General features: G+C 59.6%; 16 protein-coding genes. 4 read left to right on the top strand and 12 right to left on the bottom strand.

The window, feature by feature from the left end:
* Positions 1-169: 169 nt before the first annotated feature.
* The 3 genes from CKW23_RS12415 to nirB all read right to left on the bottom strand — a co-directional run bounded on the left by CKW23_RS12415 (position 170) and on the right by nirB (position 5,192).
* Positions 170-2,128, bottom strand: a complete 1,959-nt coding sequence (locus CKW23_RS12415) for a DNA topoisomerase III (protein WP_025259685.1) — start codon at positions 2,126-2,128, stop codon at positions 170-172.
* Positions 2,129-2,247: 119 nt separating this feature from the next.
* Positions 2,248-2,634 (bottom strand): nitrite reductase small subunit NirD, encoded by a 387-nt coding sequence (gene nirD, locus CKW23_RS12410; protein ID WP_025259686.1) that lies wholly within the window; start codon positions 2,632-2,634, stop codon positions 2,248-2,250.
* A complete protein-coding gene (gene nirB / locus CKW23_RS12405) occupies positions 2,634-5,192 on the bottom strand; it encodes a nitrite reductase large subunit NirB (protein ID WP_025259687.1) in 2,559 nt (852 codons plus the stop codon). Before nirB ends, nirD begins: the two co-directional genes overlap by 1 nt.
* A 376-nt stretch (positions 5,193-5,568) precedes the next feature.
* Here nirB and CKW23_RS12400 point away from each other — a divergent pair, with 376 nt between their 5' ends.
* Positions 5,569-6,063 (top strand): GNAT family N-acetyltransferase, encoded by a 495-nt coding sequence (locus CKW23_RS12400; RefSeq protein ID WP_025259688.1) that lies wholly within the window; start codon positions 5,569-5,571, stop codon positions 6,061-6,063.
* A 7-nt stretch (positions 6,064-6,070) separates the two neighbouring features.
* On the opposite strand, the gene CKW23_RS12395 is transcribed toward CKW23_RS12400, so the two are convergent.
* Positions 6,071-7,138 carry an alkene reductase gene (locus CKW23_RS12395; RefSeq protein WP_025259689.1) on the bottom strand — a complete coding sequence of 356 codons (1,068 nt, stop codon included), beginning with the start codon at positions 7,136-7,138 and terminating at the stop codon, positions 6,071-6,073.
* Positions 7,139-7,274: 136 nt separating this feature from the next.
* On the opposite strand from CKW23_RS12395, the gene CKW23_RS12390 reads away from it, so the two are divergent.
* A complete protein-coding gene (locus CKW23_RS12390) occupies positions 7,275-8,186 on the top strand; it encodes a LysR family transcriptional regulator (protein WP_095067655.1) in 912 nt (303 codons plus the stop codon).
* Here CKW23_RS12390 and CKW23_RS12385 read toward each other — a convergent pair.
* The gene (locus CKW23_RS12385) at positions 8,143-9,084 is read right to left on the bottom strand and encodes a LysR family transcriptional regulator (RefSeq protein WP_095067654.1); all 942 of its coding nucleotides are present in this window, start codon (positions 9,082-9,084) and stop codon (positions 8,143-8,145) included. The genes CKW23_RS12390 and CKW23_RS12385 overlap by 44 nt on opposite strands.
* A 98-nt stretch (positions 9,085-9,182) precedes the next feature.
* On the opposite strand from CKW23_RS12385, the gene CKW23_RS12380 reads away from it, so the two are divergent.
* Positions 9,183-10,046, top strand: a complete 864-nt coding sequence (locus CKW23_RS12380) for an aldo/keto reductase family oxidoreductase (RefSeq protein WP_095067653.1) — start codon at positions 9,183-9,185, stop codon at positions 10,044-10,046.
* A gap of 77 nt (positions 10,047-10,123) precedes the next feature.
* Here the strand turns inward: CKW23_RS12380 and CKW23_RS12375 are convergent, their stop codons facing one another.
* From CKW23_RS12375 to CKW23_RS12360, 4 genes are all read right to left on the bottom strand, one after another.
* Entirely contained in the window at positions 10,124-11,377 is a 1,254-nt protein-coding gene (locus tag CKW23_RS12375; protein WP_095067652.1) for an OprD family porin, read from the bottom strand.
* Positions 11,378-11,466: 89 nt separating this feature from the next.
* Positions 11,467-12,771, bottom strand: coding sequence for a CitMHS family transporter (locus CKW23_RS12370; protein ID WP_025259694.1), 1,305 nt, complete (start codon positions 12,769-12,771; stop codon positions 11,467-11,469).
* Positions 12,772-12,888: 117 nt separating this feature from the next.
* Positions 12,889-14,199: a dicarboxylate/amino acid:cation symporter gene (locus CKW23_RS12365; RefSeq protein ID WP_095067651.1), complete on the bottom strand. Its 1,311-nt coding sequence runs from the start codon at positions 14,197-14,199 to the stop codon at positions 12,889-12,891.
* A 77-nt stretch (positions 14,200-14,276) separates the two neighbouring features.
* Entirely contained in the window at positions 14,277-15,359 is a 1,083-nt protein-coding gene (locus CKW23_RS12360; RefSeq protein WP_025259695.1) for a 4-oxalomesaconate tautomerase, read from the bottom strand.
* A gap of 168 nt (positions 15,360-15,527) precedes the next feature.
* Here CKW23_RS12360 and CKW23_RS12355 point away from each other — a divergent pair, with 168 nt between their 5' ends.
* Positions 15,528-16,418: a LysR family transcriptional regulator gene (locus CKW23_RS12355; RefSeq protein ID WP_025259696.1), complete on the top strand. Its 891-nt coding sequence runs from the start codon at positions 15,528-15,530 to the stop codon at positions 16,416-16,418.
* Here the strand turns inward: CKW23_RS12355 and CKW23_RS12350 are convergent.
* The 3 genes from CKW23_RS12350 to CKW23_RS12340 are packed head-to-tail and all read right to left on the bottom strand — an operon-like array spanning position 16,412 to position 19,232.
* Positions 16,412-17,203 carry an ABC transporter ATP-binding protein gene (locus CKW23_RS12350; protein ID WP_025259697.1) on the bottom strand — a complete coding sequence of 264 codons (792 nt, stop codon included), beginning with the start codon at positions 17,201-17,203 and terminating at the stop codon, positions 16,412-16,414. The genes CKW23_RS12355 and CKW23_RS12350 overlap by 7 nt on opposite strands.
* A complete protein-coding gene (locus CKW23_RS12345) occupies positions 17,200-18,222 on the bottom strand; it encodes an iron ABC transporter permease (RefSeq protein WP_025259698.1) in 1,023 nt (340 codons plus the stop codon). Before CKW23_RS12345 ends, CKW23_RS12350 begins: the two co-directional genes overlap by 4 nt.
* Entirely contained in the window at positions 18,219-19,232 is a 1,014-nt protein-coding gene (locus CKW23_RS12340) for an ABC transporter substrate-binding protein (RefSeq protein WP_095067650.1), read from the bottom strand. Before CKW23_RS12340 ends, CKW23_RS12345 begins: the two co-directional genes overlap by 4 nt.
* Positions 19,233-19,282: the final 50 nt, after the last annotated feature.

The raw sequence follows: 19,282 nt of genomic DNA, 5'->3' as shown, positions 1-19,282 counted from the left end.
TCAAACGGAAAGCCAGATTGTAACAATTAAGATTCATTAATGTTAGTAAATGCTAATCATTATCATTATTGTGCTATCAATACGGCATTGATGTATAGGGGGGAGTGAAAAGCAGGGGTAAGCCGCAAGCGATAAGCTGCAAGCTGTAAGCGGCGAGATACAAATGGGGTCAGGCTTTCTTTGTTGCTCTTGTCGGGCGTTTGCCCTTGCTTGCAGTGGCTCCGGCCGCCTTGCGCGTACCGGTCTTGCGTTTTTTCTTCCAGGGCGCTGCGCCACCGGCCGGGCTGGCGGGGCCGCTGATGGTCATCCGCAGGCCGACGCAACGGCTGACCTGCTTGCTCATCCAGGCGGCCTGTTTGGCGACGAATTCCTCCAGGCTCATTTCACCGTTTTGCACCATGTCCAGCGCCTGTTCCCAAATGGCGGTGGTGCCGGGGTCGGCGATGGCGCGAGGGACGGCATCGATCAGGCTGAATGCTGCGGCAGTGGCAGACAAGGCCTTGCCTTGCTTGATCAGATAACCCCGGTCGATCAGGCCCTGAATGATGCCGGCGCGGGTGGCTTCGGTACCGATCCCGGTGGTGTCCTTGAGCTTCTGCTTGAGCAGCGGGTCTTCCACCAGCTTGGCGACATTCTTCATGGCCTTGATCAGGTCGCCTTCGGTGAAAGGCTTGGGCGGCTGAGTCCACAGGTCCTTGAGGATGACATCGCTCACCGGGCAGTCGCAGCCCTGAAACAGCGCGGGCAGGTTTTGCGGGGGAGGGGCTTCGCGCCCTTTGGCTGGCGCCAGCGCTTCGGGCATGGCACGTTTCCAGCCTGGCTCGATGATCTGTTTGCCGACAGCCCGTAAGGCCTGCCCGGCGCAGTCGAAGTCGGCCTGGGTCCGGTCGTATTCGTGATTGGGCAGGAACTGCGCCAGATAGCGCGCCCTGATCAGGGTGTAGACCGCTCGCGGCTTGCCGGTCAGACGCTCGATGCCTCGGGCGGCAGCGGTGGGGATGATGCCGTGGTGGGCGCTGACCTTGGCGTCGTTCCAGGCCCGTGAGCGACGTTGCGGGTCCAGATGCCTGAGCAGTTCGCTCAGTGCAGGGTCTGATTGGCCCAGCGCGGCAATGATGCCCGCAGCCTCGCCATGCTGGCTCATGGGCAGATAACCGCAATCGCTGCGCGGGTAGGTGATGACCTTGTGGGTTTCATACAGGGCCTGGGCGATATCCAGGGTTTCCTGAGCGCCAAGGCCGAGCTTTTTCGAGCAGATTTCCTGCAAGGTGCCCAGGTCGAAAGGCAAGGGCGCAGCTTCGCGAATCCGTTCGGTGCGCAGTTTTACGACCTTGGCGCTGGCGGCATTGCGAATCGCCTCTGCGGCCTGTTGCGCCAGTGGCTGGTTCAGGCAGCGGTCCTGATCGTCACAGGCATCTGAGGGGGCTCGCCACTGGGCAATGAAGGCCTGACCGTCATGCAGCAGTTTGACGTCGATGGCCCAGTAAGGCACGGGGACGAAGTCGGCGATGCTGCGGTCGCGATCCACCACCAGCCGCAGGGTTGGCGTTTGCACACGGCCCACCGGCAGCACGCCCTGATACCCGGACTGGCGACCGAGCAGGGTGAACAGGCGGCTCATGTTCATGCCGATCAGCCAGTCGGCGCGGGAGCGGCCCAGTGCCGAATGATAGAGGCTGAAGGTATCGGCACCGGGCTTGAGGGACGCCAGCGCCTTGCGGATCGAAGCGTCATCCAGGGCCGAGAGCCACAAGCGCTGTATCGGACCACGATAGCGACAATGTTCAACCAGTTCGCGAGCAATCATCTCGCCTTCGCGGTCGGCGTCGGTGGCGATGATCAGTTCCCGAGCTTCGCCCAGCAGGCGTTTTACGGCCTTGAACTGGCTGGCGGTGCGGGGTTTGACCAGCATCTTCCATTTGTCCGGGACAATCGGCAGGTCTTCCAGCACCCAGCGTTTGTAACGGGCATCGTAGGCATCCGGTGGCGCGGTTTCCAGCAGGTGGCCGATGCACCAGGTCACGGTGGCGTTGGGGCCTGTCCAGCAGCCGTCCCCACGCCGGGTCGCGCCGAGGACGGCGGCGATATCTTTGGCCTGTGAGGGTTTTTCGCAGAGAAACAGCCGCATAACCACCGCTTGCATTGATGGGGTTTGAATGCGGTAAGGATGAACACTGAAAGCGTTGTGAGCAAGGTTTATCTGTATGGATATACAGATAAACCTTGTAGGACTTGCCCAACGGCAGGCTAAACCGCGATTTCCACCTGCTCGCCATTCAGGCGCACCGGCCAGACTTCGAGTTGTTGCTCCGGGTATTCCACGCAGGTGCCGTCGTGCAGGCGGAAGTGCTGCTTGTACAGCGGCGACGCGATGACCAGTTCCCCGCCAAGCTGCCCTATGAGGCCGCGGCCGATGACATTTGCACCGGATTTGGGATCGCGGTTTTCGATGGCAAAGAGCTTTTCGCCTTCCTCGGTTTCAGGCAGATAGAACAGCGCGACCTGCGCGCCATCGAGCCAGGCCACCACGCCTGAGTTGGCAACCAGATCCTTGCGCGAGCACAGCGTCTGCCATTGTGTGCTCATGGCAGGCGCGAGTGTTTTTTCGGCATAGGCCATGTTGGACTGGCTCATCAGACCACCTCCTTGAACGGGATAAGGGCGATTTCTTCAGGTTTTGCAGGGCGGCGTTGCTCACGTTCCTTGACGAAGTGGACATCCGGGTCGCTGCGCTTGTCGTTGACGAAGGTGCGGAAGCGCTTGAGCTTTTCCGGGTCCTTGAGGGCATTGGCCCATTCGCATTCATAGCGATCGACCACCAGTTGCATCTGCGCTTCCAGCTCGTCGGCCAGCCCCAGGCTGTCGTCGATGATCACGGCCTTGAGGTAATCCAGGCCGCCTTCCAGCGACTCGCGCCAGACCGAGGTGCGTTGCAGCTTGTCGGCGGTGCGGATGTAGAGCATCAGGAAACGGTCGATGTAACGGATCAGGGTTTCGTCATCCAGGTCAGTGGCGAACAGTTCCGCATGGCGTGGGCGCATGCCGCCGTTGCCGCTTACATAGAGGTTCCAGCCGTTTTCGGTGGCGATGACACCCACATCCTTGCTTTGTGCTTCCGCGCATTCGCGGGTACAGCCAGAAACGGCGAACTTGAGTTTGTGTGGCGAGCGCAGGCCCTTGTAGCGGTCTTCGATACGCAAGGCCATGGCCACGCTGTCCTGTACGCCATAGCGGCACCAGGTACTGCCCACGCAGGATTTCACGGTCCGCGTCGATTTGCCGTAGGCATGGCCAGTCTCGAAACCGGCTTCGATCAATTCGCTCCAGATATCCGGCAGTTCGTGGAGTTGTGCGCCGAACAGGTCGATACGCTGACCGCCGGTGATCTTGGTGTACAGGTCGTATTTCTTGGCCACGGCACCGATGGCAATCAGGCCGTCCGGTGTGATCTCGCCACCGGGAATGCGCGGCACCACCGAGTAAGTGCCGTTTTTCTGCATGTTGGCCATGAAGGTGTCGTTGGTGTCTTGCAGTGGCACCAGCGAAGGCTCGGTAATCTGCCGGTTCCAGCAGGACGCGAGAATCGAGCCGACGGCAGGTTTGCAGATGTCGCAGCCATGGGCGCCCTTGCCGTGGCGGGTCAGCAGTTCCTCGAAGGTTTCGATGCCTTCGACGCGGACCATCGAATACAGCTCCTGACGGGTGTAGGCGAAGTGTTCGCACAGGCTCTTGTCGACGCTGACGCCACGGGCGATCAGTTCATGCTCGAAAACCTGCTTGAGCAAGGCTGCGCAGCCACCACAGCCGGTGCAGGCCTTGGTCTGGGTCTTGATGCCGGCCAGATCGGTACAGCCTGCATCGATGGCCGAGCAGATCGAGCCTTTGCTGACGTTATGGCAGGAGCAGATGGTCGCCGTGGCGGGCAGGGCATCGGCCCCCAGGGTCGGCGCGCCTTCGCCACGGGGCAGGATCAGGCTGGAAGGATCGGCGGGCAGGGGAATGCCGTTCTGGGCGTATTGCAGCAGGGTGTCGTAATAACTGTTGTCGCCCACCAGCACCGCGCCCAGCACTTGCTTGCCATCGGCCGACACCACCAGACGGCGATAGCTGGAAGTGGCTTCATCGATAAAGCGATAGCTGACCGCACCCGCCAGTGCGCCATGGGCATCGCCAATGGAACCTACATCCACGCCCAGCAGTTTGAGCTTGGTGGACATGTCGGCACCAAAGAAGGCATCGGCGTCCTGACCGCAAAGCTGGGCGGCCACGCTACGGGCCATCTGATAGCCCGGCGCAACCAGGCCGAAGACACTGCCGTTCCAGGCCGCGCATTCGCCAATGGCATAGATATCCGCATCGCTGGTGCGGCAGTGTTCATCGATTGCGATACCGCCCCGAGGGCCGAGTTCCAGTTCGCATTGGCGAGCCAGTGCATCCTGAGGACGAATACCGGCAGAGAACACGATCAGATCGGTTTCCAGAAACTCGTCGTTGGCGAAGTTCATGCGATAGCGGTACTGCTTGCCGTCGCTGATCGACTGTGTGGCACGGGACAGGTGCACACCAACGCCAAGCGCTTCGATGCGGGCCTTGAGGGCCGCGCCGCCAAGATCGTCCAGTTGCACCGGCATCAGTCGTGGCGCGAACTCCACCACATGGGCTTCTAGCCCCAGGGATTTCAGGGCGTTGGCCGCTTCCAGTCCCAGCAGGCCGCCACCTACGACTACACCGCGACGAGCCTTGCTGGCGGCGTAACGAATGGTGTCCAGGTCTTCGAGGGTGCGGTAGACCAGACGTGAGTCGCCTTGGGCACCTTCGATTGGCGGTACGAACGGGAACGAGCCCGTGGCCATGATCAGCTTGTCATAAGTGAAGCAGCCTTCAGCGGTGATGATCTCGCGACGATCCCGGTCGATCTCCAGCACTGGAACACCCAGGTGCAGGGTCAGCCCGGCTTGCTGATAGAGGGCCGCATCACTCATGGCCAGGGATTCGGCATCGCGGCCAGTGAAGTACTCTGAAAGATGCACGCGGTCGTAGGCACGCTGGCGTTCTTCGCCGAAGACATGAATGCGATAGCGATCAAGGGCGCCGCCTGCGATCAACTGCTCGACGCAATGATGACCGACCATGCCATTGCCGACGACGATAAGGGTCTGTACATCGCTGAAGGGTAAGACTGTGGTGTTCATAGCAAGTCCCGGCCTAGGCCAATCAGGTTTTTCAAAGCCAAAAAAAAGACGCCCGGAACCTTTCGGTTCCAGGCGCCTTTGCCTGTTATTCATAAAGTTTTGTGGGTGACATCGGACGACGTTGCCGGATGCACCGCCCGACCACATTCATGGTGGGGTTATCACAGACTATGCAGGGGGTGTGCCAGCTTGCTTAAAAGGCTGTTTTCAGCAGGTTATGACGTGAGGGCGTGTTCCAACCCGCTTTGCATTGGTGCGTCATGGGGCGGCGATGCTGTAAATCTGTGCATGAACCTTCGGTACAAGCGCATTCATTCGTGACTAAATTCGCCCCGAAATTGTATTACCCTGCGCTACCCCACCCAGGTCAGTTGCCATGAACATCACCATCACTGAAGTCCAGCCTGCCGACATTCCCCGCACCATCGACTTTGTCATGGCGGCCCGTGCCGAAATATTTCCCATGCTCGATGCCAGCGTCGTTCCGGCTGATCTGGCCGACTTTGAACAGGTCTATCTGGACGCGGAGGACGGCAGGTTCCTGATCGCCTGCTGCGAAGGCGAGATCATCGCTGCCATCGGTTATCTGCCTTACGACCATCGCTTTGCCCAACTGAACTACGCAGGCCGCAGAGCGGTGGAAATTGTGCGCCTGTTCGTCAGCCACGAATTCAGAGGTGCCGGGCTGGCAGGGCAGTTGTACGAAGCGCTCAAGGTGCAGGCCGATGCCAGTGGCGTGGAGGTGTTGTACCTGCACACCCACCCGTTTCTGCCGGGTGCGATCCGCTTCTGGGAAAAGCAGGGTTTTGTAACGGTCGATGTGGAGGACGATCCCGTCTGGCAGACAACGCATATGCATTGTCTGCGCTGAGGGACAGTCAGGCGTTCAGGGCGGGGTAATCGGTATAGCCGCGTTCTTCACCCTGGTAGAACGTCGCCTGATCTGGAGTATTGAGCGTGGCCCCCTGTCGGATTCGTTCAACCAGATCCGGGTTGGCCAGAAAAGGTGTGCCGAACGACACCAGTTCAGCGTCGCCAGCCTGAATGGTCGCCTCTGCCCGATCGGCATCAAAGCCGCCATTGGCTATATAGGTTCCGCCAAATTGCTGTTTCAGTTTCACGAAGTCAAAGTGGCCTTCGCCAAACTGCACAACATGCAGGTAGGCCAGGCCGTAACCGCTCAGGGTTTTTACGGCGTGCTCAAAGGTCGACTGTGGCGTGCTGTCGCTGACCGAGAAAATATTGAGGTTGGGTGAGAGGCGTACACCGGTGCGATCTGCACCAAAAACCGGGATCACCGCTTCTACCACTTCCTTGAGGAAGCGAACGCGATTTTCGGCAGAGCCGCCATATTCATCGGTGCGCAGATTGGCGCCATCGCGCAGGAACTGATCGATCAGGTAACCATTGGCGCCATGGATTTCCACACCGTCAAAGCCTGCAAGCTTTGCATGCTCGGCCCCTTGGCGAAACTGCGCGACAACCCCTGGGATTTCATCCAGCGCAAGGGCCCTGGGTGTTTCATAGGGCTTGAGCCCTTGCGGGGTATACAGCTCACCTTCGGGCTTGATGGCTGAGGGCGCTACAGGTAACTCCCCGTTGGCTTGAACCAGTGGGTGGGAGAGTCGCCCGACATGCCACAGTTGCAGGAATATACGTCCTCCTGCCGAGTGTACTGCGTCGGTCACCTGCTTCCAGCCCGCAATTTGTGCTTGCGTGAAAATGCCAGCCGTTCGCGGATAGCCTTTCGCCTGGGCCGAAACCTGTGAACCTTCAGTGATGATCAGGCCGGCACTTGCCCGCTGACGGTAATATTCAGCGACGAGAGGCGTAGCAGCATCTCCTTCGCCCGCACGGCTGCGGGTCATCGGTGCCACCACCAGACGATTCTTCAAGGGCAGGGGGCCGAGTTGGAAAGGCGATAGCAAGGCCTCGTGATTGCTCATGGATATTTCTCTGACAGGTAGGGCCTGGGGTCGGCCTGAAAGTGATTTCGGTGCGAAGAAGATAAAAGGCCCCCTGTCTGTTTACTAGATGGATGGATTGTATTTAACTCGTCCATATTTCAATGGAATGGGCCAGATGCTTGATCTCAATGATGTCGCGCTCTTCGTTCAGGTCGTGCGTTACGGCAGCTTTGCCGAGGCCGCGAGGCGCATGGGGATTCCGTCCAATACGGTGAGCCGTCGCGTCCAGCAGCTTGAGGCGCAATTGGGTTCCAGGCTGTTGCAGCGCTCGACGCGCAAGCTCACCCTGACCGATGCCGGGAGGACCTTTCACGAACGCTGTGCCGGTGCCGTGGATGATCTGGCCGATGCCGGTCAGGCATTGATGATGGGCAGTCAGGAGTCCAGCGGGCTGATGCGTGTGGCAGTGCCTGCCGATTTCTTCGATGTCTTTCAGATGGAGTGGGTCGCCGAATTCATGGCGTTGTACCCGAAGATGCGGCTCGAATTCGTGCTCAGTGATGACAAGGCTGACCTGATCGCCGATCAGATCGATGTTGCGTTTCGGGGTGGGCCGCTTAACGATCTGGCTTATGTCAGTCGGCAGATTCTAGGCACCAGCAACAGTGTACTTGTGGCCAGCCCTGGCTATATCGCCCGACATGGCCAACCCGAAACCTTGCAGGAGGTGGCGGGGCTGGACTGTATAGGTTTTGCCCATCCCAGCGGTTTTGCCACATGGCGTCTCGACGGGCCTGACGGTGTCGAGGAAGAGGTTCAGGTGACGTGCCGGTTCATCGGCAATACCGCGCAATCACTGCGCAAGGCCTCAGTGGCCGGGCTTGGCATAACCTTGCTTCCCACCACGCTTACCCACTTGGATCTGCAGGCCGGCCGACTTGTAGAGGTGCTCCCGCAATACCAGCGCGTGGGGCCTGGCCTGAATGCACTTTACCCGAGCCGCAAACATCTTCCTGCTGCGGTGTCTGCGTTCATGGATCTGGTCAAGGAGAAGGTATGCCAGACTTTCTGCTGTCAGGCCGGGTGACGTTCTGCTCTTTGACAAAGTCCACAAATGCCCTGAGTGGTGAAGGCAGGTAGCGGCGACCGGGATAGTAGAGATAAGGCCCGGAAAACTCCTGCCACCAGGTTTCCATCACCGGTTCCAGTGCTCCGCTTTGCAGATGCGGTTGAATCCACTCCTCGAACAGATAAACGATGCCCAGGCCATCGATTGCCGCCTGGACCGCCAGGTCGGAAGCCCCTCCAGCCCTGACCAGCAAAGGGCCGGTGGGGTCTACGCAAACGGTTTCGCCATCACGTTCGTACTCCCAGAGCGGCATGGCGCCACTGGCGAATTTACCTCGTATGCATGAGTGTTGCAGAAGGTCTTGCGGATGCTCTGGGCGACCATGGGCCTTGAGATAGGCGGGTGACGCTGCCGTCGCCATGCGCTGAAGTCTCGGGCCGATGGGGATGGCAATCATGTCTTTTTCAAGACGTTCATCGTAACGAATCCCGGCGTCACAACCTTCCTTGAGCATGTCGACAAAGCTTTCTTCGATGACCACTTCCAGACGGATGTCGGGGCAGGCTTGCAGAAAGGGCGTGATGATTGCGGGCAGTACCAGTCTGGCCGCGCTGGCAGGTACGTTCAGCTTCAGTGTGCCGGAAGGGCCGTCGCGGAAGTCATTCACCACATCCAGGGATGTCTCGACCTCGGCAAGGGCTGGAACGATCCGCTCCATCAAGCGCGCACCCGCCTCGGTGGGCATTACGCTGCGCGTAGTGCGATTGAGCAGACGCACGCCGAGCCTTGCTTCGATGCGCCGCACGGCATCGCTGAGGCTGGAGGCGGATTTGCCGCTGGCCCTGGCGCCCTCACGAAAGCCTCCGGCTTTTACGACAATCACATAGGACAGCAAGTCCTGGATATCTGCGGGCACTGTTCTCTCCGGCGTACAACCTGTGCGGATTGCACTGCATTATCAGTGGAGTCGTCAATGCCTATAGTGGCCTGAACACATTTCCCGAGGTGGACGACATGAGCAATGCACGCAAGGCAGGTTCTTTCTTGTTGGGCGACCGTACGGTCAATCGCATGGGCTATGGCGCGATGCAATTGGCCGGTCCCAATGTCTTCGGCCCACCCAAAGACCCGAAAGCGGCAGTTGCTGTTTTGCAGGAAGCACTGGCATCGGGTGTCAACCATATCGATACCGCGGACTTCTACGGCCCGCATGTGACCAACCAGTTGATCCGCGAAGCCTTGCAGCCATACCCGGACAATCTGGTGATCGTGACCAAGGTCGGTGCTCTGCGCGGTGCAGATGGTTCATGGAACCCGGCACCGAGCCCTGCCGAGCTGACCCGCGCGGTGCATGACAACTTGCGCCACCTGGGGCGCGATGTGCTGGATGTTGTGAACCTGCGGGCCTGGGGCAGCCAGCAGGCTCCCGAAGAGGGGCCGATCGAGGAGGCGTTCACGACCCTGGCCGAATTGCAGCAACAAGGGTTGATTCGTCATCTGGGCCTGAGCAATGTCACGGCGTCGCAGATCAAACAGGCTCAAGGAATCGCCAGGGTTGTCTGCGTGCAGAACCATTACAACCTGTCTCACCGGGCAGATGAACAGCTTATCCAAGAGCTGAGCCAGCAAGGCATTGCCTACGTGCCGTTCTTTCCCCTCGGTGGCTTCAGCCCGTTGCAATCGACAACCCTGTCTCGCGTCGCGACTCGCCTGGGTGCCTCGCCTCTGAACGTGGCGCTGGCCTGGCTGCTGCAACGCTCGCCCAATATCCTGCTGATTCCGGGGACCTCTTCGGTTGCGCACCTGCGCGAAAACCTCTCTGCCAGTGAGCTGGTGATCGAGCCGGGTCTGCTGGCCGAGCTTGAAGAGTTGGCATGAGCCCTTTACGAGACTTTATATAAAGAGCAGGCGAGTGATGGTCAGCTACAAAACCTCACTCGCCGACCGGTATCCGGTCACCAGAGGGCAATCTCGTAGGTGATGTAGATCCGGTTGCTGTCACGCCCCCGTGCGTAATCCGAGCGGTAGACATAGTTGCGCAGCTTCATGCCCAGCCCTTTAAACGTTCCGCCTTGCAGCACGTACGCCAGTTCTGCGTCGCGCTCCCACTCATGCAGCCTTGCCGAGCCGGACTTGCCATTGTCGCCACTCAGATATTTGGTCGTAAACGACAGGCCCGGTATGCCAACCCGTGAAAAGTCATAGCCATAACCGAGCATCCAGGTCTTTTCATCTTCTTCGATGAACTTGCCGATCCCGACATTGGTGAATGAGTACACGGTTGCGCCGCTTATATAAGGCAGGCCTGCATCCCCGCTCAGTGTCTGGTAACCGCCGCTGAAGCTGTGCCCGGCCAGAGCGTAGGTCAGTTGCCCGCTGAGCATGTCGTTATCGATCTTGCCATCGCGAGCCGCGCCGGCATCCACGCTATGGAAATAACGCAGATCGCTGGTCAGCACGCCTTTGCCAATCGGCAGGTCGTGCTGGATCGAGGCGAAGTTCTGGCGGTAGAAATCCTCAAGCTCGCCATGGAAATAGCTGAGGCGAATGTTCTTGCCGAGCTTGTAGTCCCCGCCGATATAAGAGAAGTCCGAGCCTTTGCCGGTAAAGCCATCGGGAACAATCGAGCGGCTGTCCGAAGAGTCGCGCAACTTGAATTGAGCCAGATGGCCGCCGGTGAGGGTCAGGTTGTCGATGTCGTTGCTGGTGAACTGCGTGCCCTGATAAGTCTGTGGCAGCAGGCGAGCATCGTTGTAAATCAGCACCGGGGTTTTGGGCAGCAACGAGCCGTATTTGACGGTGGTCTTGGCCAGACGCATTTTTGCGGCTGCGCCCAGGCTGGCAAACTCATCCGCCGCACGCCCGTCGCCATGCACCGGTAGCAGTCCAGTGCCGCTACGGCCCTTGCCGGAGTCGAGCTTTACGCCCATCAGCCCGAGTGTATCGATGCCAAAACCCAGAGTCCCCTGAGTAAAGCCGGACTGATAGTCGAGCAGGAAGCCTTGTGCCCACTCGGTGCGCTCGCTTTTGGCTGTACTCGCCGCACGGGCGCTCAGGCCGTTCTCGTCCCGGAAGTTTTCATTGAAGTAGACGTTGCGCAGTTGCAGCTTCAGCTTGCTGTCTTCAACGAAGCCCGCAGCGCCGACACTGGCGCAGGGCAGGGCGCCCAACACGGAAAAAAGGGCTCCACGCTTGAAAAACATACTCATGCTCAATACTCGTTGTTGTTATTGGAGGTGCAGTGATCCGCAGGTCCTTTTCAGGACCCGTGAGTAGTCGTGTTACGGGGTGGGTGACGTCAGACGAACAGCGTCAGGGCGCCGGTCAGCAGAGCCAGGGCCGTGACCACAAGGGAGGTCAGCACCGCCCATTTCAAGGTGGCTTTCTGGAACTCACCGATGTCGCGGTCGATCATGCCGACCAGCAAGAGGGTCGAGGCCACCAACGGGCTCATCAGATGCACCGGCTGGCCCAGAATCGAAGCCCTGGCAATTTCCAGCGGGCTGATGCCATAGGCGGCCGCGGCATTGGCAAGGATCGGTACCACGCCGAAGTAATAAGCGTCGTTGGACAGCACAAAAGTCAGCGGCATGCTGGTCAGGGCGACGACCAGCGGGAACAGATGCCCCCATTGCGGTGGAATCCAGTCCACCAGGGTTTGCGCCAGGGCGTCGACCATCTTGGTGCCAGAGAAGATCCCGGCGAAAACCCCGGCGGCGAAGACCAGCAGAACCACGGTCATGGCATTGCCGGAGTGGGCGAGGATGCGTTCCTTCTGAATATCCAGTTGCGGGTAGTTGATCATCAGCGCGACGACGAAACCGATCAGGAACAGCACGGCCGAGTGCATCAGGCCCGTTACCAGCGCAATCATCACGGCAATGACCAGCGCCAGATTGACGTAGGCCAGTTTGGGGCGTTTGTGCGGCGTATTGCCCAGTATTTCGTCGATATAGCAGTCACCGCCGCCGCTCTGCAACTGCACGTTGCCGATGCGTTTGCGCTCGGAACGGCCCAACAGAAAGGCAGTGAACACCACCCAGGCGGCGCCGCCGATCATGGTGGGCAGCAACGGAATGAAATACTCGCCTGCATCCAGGCCCAGCGCGGCAATGGCTCGGGTTGCAGGGCCGCCCCATGGCGTCATGCCGCTCATGATGCTCAGGGAAAGCATCGATATGATGCCGAGGATCATCGGATTCATGCCAATGCGTTTGTACAGCGGCAGCATGGCTGCGCAGGTAATCATGTAAGTGGTCGTGCCATCACCGTCGAGGGCGACAGTCAGTGACAAGAGCGCCGTGCCCACCGCGATTTTCATCGGGTCGCCATTGACCCGCTTGAGGATCTTGCGGATCAGCGGGTCGAACAGGCCGGAGTCGATCATCAGGCCAAAGAACAGGATGGCGAACAGCAGGAGGGCCGCGGAGGGCGCGACCATTTTCAGGCCGTCGAGCATCATTTTGCCGGTGGTGCCGCCAAAGCCGCCAATGATTGCGAAAACGATGGGGACCAGGGTCAGCGCGACAATCGGAGACAAGCGTTTGGACATGATCAGGTAGGTGAACACCACGACCATGGCCAGGCCAAGAAAGGCAAGCATATGGATATTCTCTTGTTGTTATTCATGGGCAAGCGAATGCCGCCGGGCCTGCAGGGCATCGCATGAACGATGCCTTGCCTGCTCGAATGGATATCGATTGATGTGTGTAGGTGTGTGTCAGGTGCGCTCGGCAGCCTGGGGTGTGCTTTCCCATTGCGGGGTGTCAGGCGTGGCGGCGATGGCTTTCCCGTCGAGGCGTTGCATGAGGACCTGGCGGTCACATGCGTTTTCCGACAGGGAGATCACCACCGTCGCGACGGCGTTACTGGCCAGGCTGGTCAGCGCCCGGGCTTCGGACATGAAACGGTCGATACCGATCAGCAATGCCAGGCCTGCCAGCGGAATATCGTGGATGACCGTAAGGGTCGATGCCAGGGCGACGAAGCCGCTGCCGGTCACGCCCGCCGCGCCCTTGGATGACAGCAACATGATTGCCAGCATGGTCAGGGTCTGCGTCATGCTCAGTTCGATATTGCACGCCTGGGCAATGAAAATGGCGGCCAGGGAAAGATAGATTGCTGTGCCGTCCAGATTGAAGGAGTACCCCGTTGGCAGTACCAGGCCGACAACGCCTTTCTTGCAACCCAGGGCTTGAAGTTTCTCCAGCATGCGCGGCATGACAGGCTCGGTTGACGAAGTGCCGAGCACCACCAGGAACTCTTCGCGAAAGTAGCGCAGCAGTTTCCAGAGGCTGAAGCCGTGAGCGCGGCAGATTCCGCCCAGCACTACGAACACGAAGAAGCCGCAGGCGATGTACAAGGTCATGATGAGCTTGGCCAGCGAGCCGAGGGAAGTGATGCCGTACTGGCCCACGGTAAATGCCAGGGCACCAAAGGCACCGATCGGAGCGAAGCGCATCAGGTACGAGAAGATCTTGAAGACCATGTGCGAGGCCGATTCCAGCACATTGAGCACCGGTTTGCCGCGCTCGCCCAAGGATGACAGTGCGAACCCGGACAATACCGCGATAAACAGCACCGGCAAGACTTCACCCTTGTTGAACGCGCCAATGAAGGTGTCCGGGATGATGTGCATGAAAAAGTCCACGACACCCAGTTTCGCAGCGGAGTCCGTGTACTGGCTCAAACCGGCAGTGCTCAGTTTCGCCGGATCGATGTTCATACCGACGCCCGGCTGGATCACATAGACCGCGATCAGGCCGATGAACAGGCTGACCACCGTCAGGGCGAGGAACAGCAGCATGGTCTTGCTCATCAGGCGCCCGAGAGAGCGCTTGTCGCTCATACCGGCAATGCCGGTGACGATGGTGCAGAACACCACCGGTGCGATCATCATTTTGATCAGCTTGATAAACGCATCGCCCAAAGGCTTGAGGGCGATGGCTTGCTGGGCCCAGAAGTGACCGACCAGGACCCCGAGGACCACGGCGCAGATAATCTGAAAGTAGAGCGATTTAGCGATTTTCATGTTGCATCACCCATTATTGGAGTTGTTCTGATGCGGTACTCAGTATCAGGCAGAGCAGTGTGCAGTGATAAACAATGTCAGCCCGCCAGCCGTTGCGCGACAGGGGCGTAGACCTCCCCGGAGAAGAGTCGACGTGCCGTGCGCACCACCGAAGCCCGGATGGTCTGTCCGTTTTCCCCTACGTAGGCCAGGGCGACCTGGATCGAACCGCTCGGATGTTCGATCCGGACTTCTTGCAGGCGCGGAGTCTGGGCATTACCCAGCAGTTGGGCAACCACGGTGTCTTCACTGACACAGGCTGTAGCCAGGCCGATGGAGCCGGTGATCGCCAGGGCCTTATGACAGTTATGCGGCATGAAATAGCGAACCTTGAGGGTGCCGCCTGCATCGGGCCGCGAAACCAGTACGGGTTTGGGAATCACTTTGTCGCTCACATCGCCCAGCCCCATGGCCATTCCCGCGCGCAAGCGTAAAGCTTCGAGCTTGCGCAGAAAATCCTTGTCGGCGTCCAGTTCGGCAGGCGTCTCATCGCCACGTTTGCCCAGCAGGGACGCTTCGATGATGACCATGGGCATCGCCATGTCGATGCAGGTCACAGGTACGCCGTCAAAGATGTCAGTCTGTTGGCCGGTGGGGAACAGCTTGCCGGTCTTGCTGCCTGCTGCGTCCAGGAAAGTCAGTTGCACTGGAGCTGCCGTGCCCGGTACTCCGTCGATGCTGGTTTGGCCTTCGTAGCTGACGTGGCCGCCAGGGGTGCGGACATCGGCGCAGACGAAGGTGCCGGTGTTGAGGTTGCGAATCCGCACTTGAGTGACGTCGCCACTGGCCTCGACCAGACCTTGTTCCACTGCAAACGGGCCGACGGCGCAGAGCATGTTGCCGCAGTTGGGCGCGGTATCGACGCGGCGCTGGGAAACCATGACCTGTACGAACAGGTAATCCACATCGGCATCTTCATGAGTCGATGGGCTGACGATTGCCACTTTGCTGGTCTGCGGGCTGCCACCACCGATTCCGTCGATTTCCAGCTCATGACCAGAGCCCATGAGGGCCAGCAGCAGTTCATCGCGCTCAGCGGTCGAAGAGGGTAAATCACTGGCGAGAAAAACCGGCCCTTTGGAAGTGCCGCCGCGCATCAGGACGCAGGGAATCGGTTGCATAATTTTTGGACTCTTGTTGATCAATTGAGGTAATTGATGTGTTGGAAGCAAGAGTCCCATGGATTTTTAAGCGTATCCAATGCAAAGATCGTAGATATTATTCCACTTCAGGCAATAATTCTCCGCTGGTCTTGAAGGCCCATCGCAATCCACCAAAAGGAAAATAATGTGGAATATGAGCTGCAAGATATTCGATCGTTCGTGAAAATCGCTGAACTTGGAAGCTTCCATGAAGCCGCCGAAGTGCTGCATATTTCCCAGCCTGCCCTCACTCGGCGAATCAAGAAGCTTGAGCAGGGCCTAGGCACCTCATTGCTGGATCGCACCACTCGCCGGGTCAGCCTGACCAGCGTCGGCCGCGATTTTTTTCCCAAGGCGCGACGGCTTCTGGATGATTTCGAGGACTCGATTCTCAATATCCGGGAATTGGCAGAACGCCAGATTGGCCAGGTGACCCTTGCCTGTATTCCCACGGCCGCGTTCTACTTTTTGCCTTCCGTGATCCGCCTGTACAACGAGCGATACCCCAAGATCCGCATCCGGCTGCTGGACCTCAGTGCCAATGAGGGGCTGGAAGCCGTGTTGCGAGGGGAGGCCGATTTCGGCATCAACATGATGAGCGGGCAACACCCGGATATCGAGTTCGTGCCCCTTGTCAAAGAGCCTTTCGTGCTCGCCTGCCGACGCGACCATGAGCTGGCAAAGCGGGAGTCGGTTGCCTGGATCGAACTCAGTGAATATCGCCTGATCGGCGTTGGCCGCCTGAGCGGCAACCGGATGATTCTCGACCATGCGCTGGCCGGCCTGAGCTGGCGACCCAAGTGGTTCTATGAAGTGCAGCACCTGTCGACATCGCTGGGTATGGTCGAAGCCGGGCTGGGCATATCCGCCATGCCCAGCCTGGCCATGCCGGCCGAAGGGCATCCGACGCTGGTCAGCGTTCCGCTGGTAGATCCGGTGGTGGATCGAACCCTGGGGCTGGTTTCCCGGCGCGGCGCGTCACTGTCGCCTGCTGCCGAAAAGTTCGTAGCGATGTTGCTGGAGCAATGGCCTCAGTAAGACCGCAGACGCAGTATCCGTGCACCATCGAACGGATCGGTCAGCCAGTGGGCCCTGACGCCGAAAGTGCTATGCAGGCGCTCAGGTGTCAGCACATCCACAGGTTTGCCGAGTGCGACCATCTGGCCGTTTTCCATCACCGCCACACGGTCACATTCCAGCGCCTGATTGAGGTCGTGCAGAGCAATGACGGTGGTGACAGGCAACGACTTGATCAGCCCCAGAATCGACAGTTGATGCTGGATATCCAGATGGTTGGTCGGCTCGTCCAGTAACAGGATCTGCGGCCGTTGCGCCAGTGCCCGGGCAATATGGGTACGCTGGCGTTCGCCGCCGGACAGGGTATGCCAGGCGCGCTTGATCAGGTGCAGCATCCCGACATCCTGCAAGGCCTGGCGGACTATGGCGTCGTCGCGGTCGCTCCAGGGTTCCAGGGCAGACAGCCAGGGGGTACGGCCCAGTTCGACGGCGTCCAGTACGGTGATTGCGTCGCTGGTTTCGGCCTGTTGTTCGACCACCGCCAACAGTTGGGCGATATCGCGGCGCTTCATGCTGGCCAGTGCCTGCCCATTGAGCTGCACCTGACCGCTGGACGGCGATTGAAGGCCTGACAGCAGCTTGAGCAGTGTCGACTTCCCCGAACCGTTGGGACCGACAATGCCAAGGGTTTCACCCGGCGCAATGCTCAGATTCACGTCCTTGAGCAGGGTCTTGTCCTTGAGCGAATAACCAAGACCCAAGCAACTGAGTGCCGGGGTGTCGACGATGGGCGAAAAGGCGTTCATCGTGTGGTTTTCCCTCGAATGAGAATCAGCGCAAAGACCGGTGCGCCGATCAGTGCGGTGATGACGCCAATCGGCAAGACCTGGCCCTTGATCAGGGTGCGGGACAGGATGTCGGCGGCAATCAGGAACAGCGCGCCGCACAAGGCGCTGAGCGGCACCAGCCGGGCATGGCGGACTCCGGCGACCATGCGCACGGCATGGGGAATCACCAGCCCGACAAAGCCGATGGAGCCGACAATGGATACCATCACTGCCGTGACCAGCGCTGCAGAAGCGATCAGCACGATTTGCACGCGTCGTACCGGGATGCCGAGGGATGCCGCCGAATCACTGCCGAAGGTGAAGGCATCCAGGGCGCGCCGATGCCACAGGCAGACCAGCAAACCCACCACGACCACTGGCACTGCCAGCCATACCGAATGCCAGCGCACGCCACTGAGATTGCCCAGCAGCCAGAACATGATGCCCCGTGCCTGCTCGGCGCTGGCGGATTTGGTGATGAGAAACGAGGTCAGGGCATTGAACAGCTGCGACCCGGCGATCCCGGCCAGAATGATATGCCCGGCTGCTGTCGGGCCGTGGGAAGAGCGTGCGAGCAGGGCGACCAGCGAGAAGGCCGCCACCGCTCCGGCGAAGGCTCCCGCCGACATGGAAATGGCTCCGGCGCCCAGGCCCAGAATCGCCACCAGCACAGCGCCCGTCGAGGCGCCGGCGGAGATGCCCAGCAGGTATGGATCGGCCAGCGGATTACGCAGCAACGATTGCAGCACCACACCGGAAATCGCCAGCCCCGCGCCACAGGCCGCTGCCACGATGGAGCGGGTCAGGCGATAGTTCCAGACAATCCCCTCATCGATGGGGTCGAGCACGTACCCGGCCGCCCACAGTTTGTTCGCCAGCACCTGGAAGACCACCGGCAGGCTGATGCTGGTTTCACCGATGGCAGCGCCCGCCACGATGGCCAGCAGCAGAACTGCTGTCACCCATAGTATGTGGCCGAGCGCAGTGGCCAGCTTCATTGAGCGGCGTTGTAGCGATTGGCGGCTTCGGCCAGTTCTTCGATGCCAGTAAACAGCCGGATGCTGGCCTGCATGGCATCGGCATCGATGATCACGATACGGTCATGCTTGACCGCGTCCATATTGCGGGTCACCGGGTCGGACTTGAGGAATTCGAGTTTCCTGCGGTAGTCGTCGGCCGGAAAACGACGGCGATCCATACGTGCGATCACCAGAATGTCGGGATTGGCCTTGGCGATGGTTTCCCAGCCCACGGTCGGCCACTCTTCATCGGACTCGACGATATTGCGCATGCCCAGGTTATTGAGCATGAAGTCCGGAATGCCTTTGCGGCCTGCCACATAAGGGTCGATATCGATGTCTGCGCTGGAGAACCAGAACACTGCGGACACATCCCGCTCCTTGTTCTGTTTGACGTTGGCGACTGCATGGGCCAGACGACTGCGCAGCTCTGCAACCAGTTGCTGGCCGCGATCCTGTACGTCGAATATCTGGGCGAGCTGTTCGATGCTCTTGTAGATGGTGTCGATGCGGAAGGGCTCCAGGCGTGTGCCATCAGCGCCTACCAGGTTGTCCTTGCCTTCGCAGTCGGACGGCATGATGTAGGTCGGGATCTTCAAGTCATGAAACTGCTGGCGGGTACCGACCACGCCCTGGGCTCCGACCATCCATTCAAGCTGGACGGCCACCAGTTCCGGGCGCTTGCCGATGACGGCCTCGAAACTCGGGTCGTTGTCCGCCAGACGTTCGACCTTGTCGTTCTGCGCCTTGAAGCGCGGCAGCACATCGTTGAACCACAGCGAAGTGCCTACCAGCGTGTCGCCCAGCCCCAGTTCGTAAAGCATTTCGGTCCCGGACTGGCCGATGGTCACTGCCTTGCGCGGCGCATGCTCGAACGTCAGCTTCATGCCACAGTTTTCGACAGTGAGCGGGTATTGAGTGGGAGCGGCAAGGCTCAGGGTGGACAGGCTCAGACCGGCGATGAGGGCGGCAAGGCGGGGCAGTGACATGTAATGCGATCTCCGTTTCGTACGTGCAGGGCGCAATGTACAGACAGGAA

It is taken from the genome of Pseudomonas sp. Irchel 3A18, from assembly GCF_900187465.1.
In the GTDB taxonomy this organism is placed as follows: Bacteria; Pseudomonadota; Gammaproteobacteria; order Pseudomonadales; family Pseudomonadaceae; genus Aquipseudomonas; species Aquipseudomonas cichorii.
This window is presented reverse-complemented; position numbering and strand designations above follow the sequence as displayed.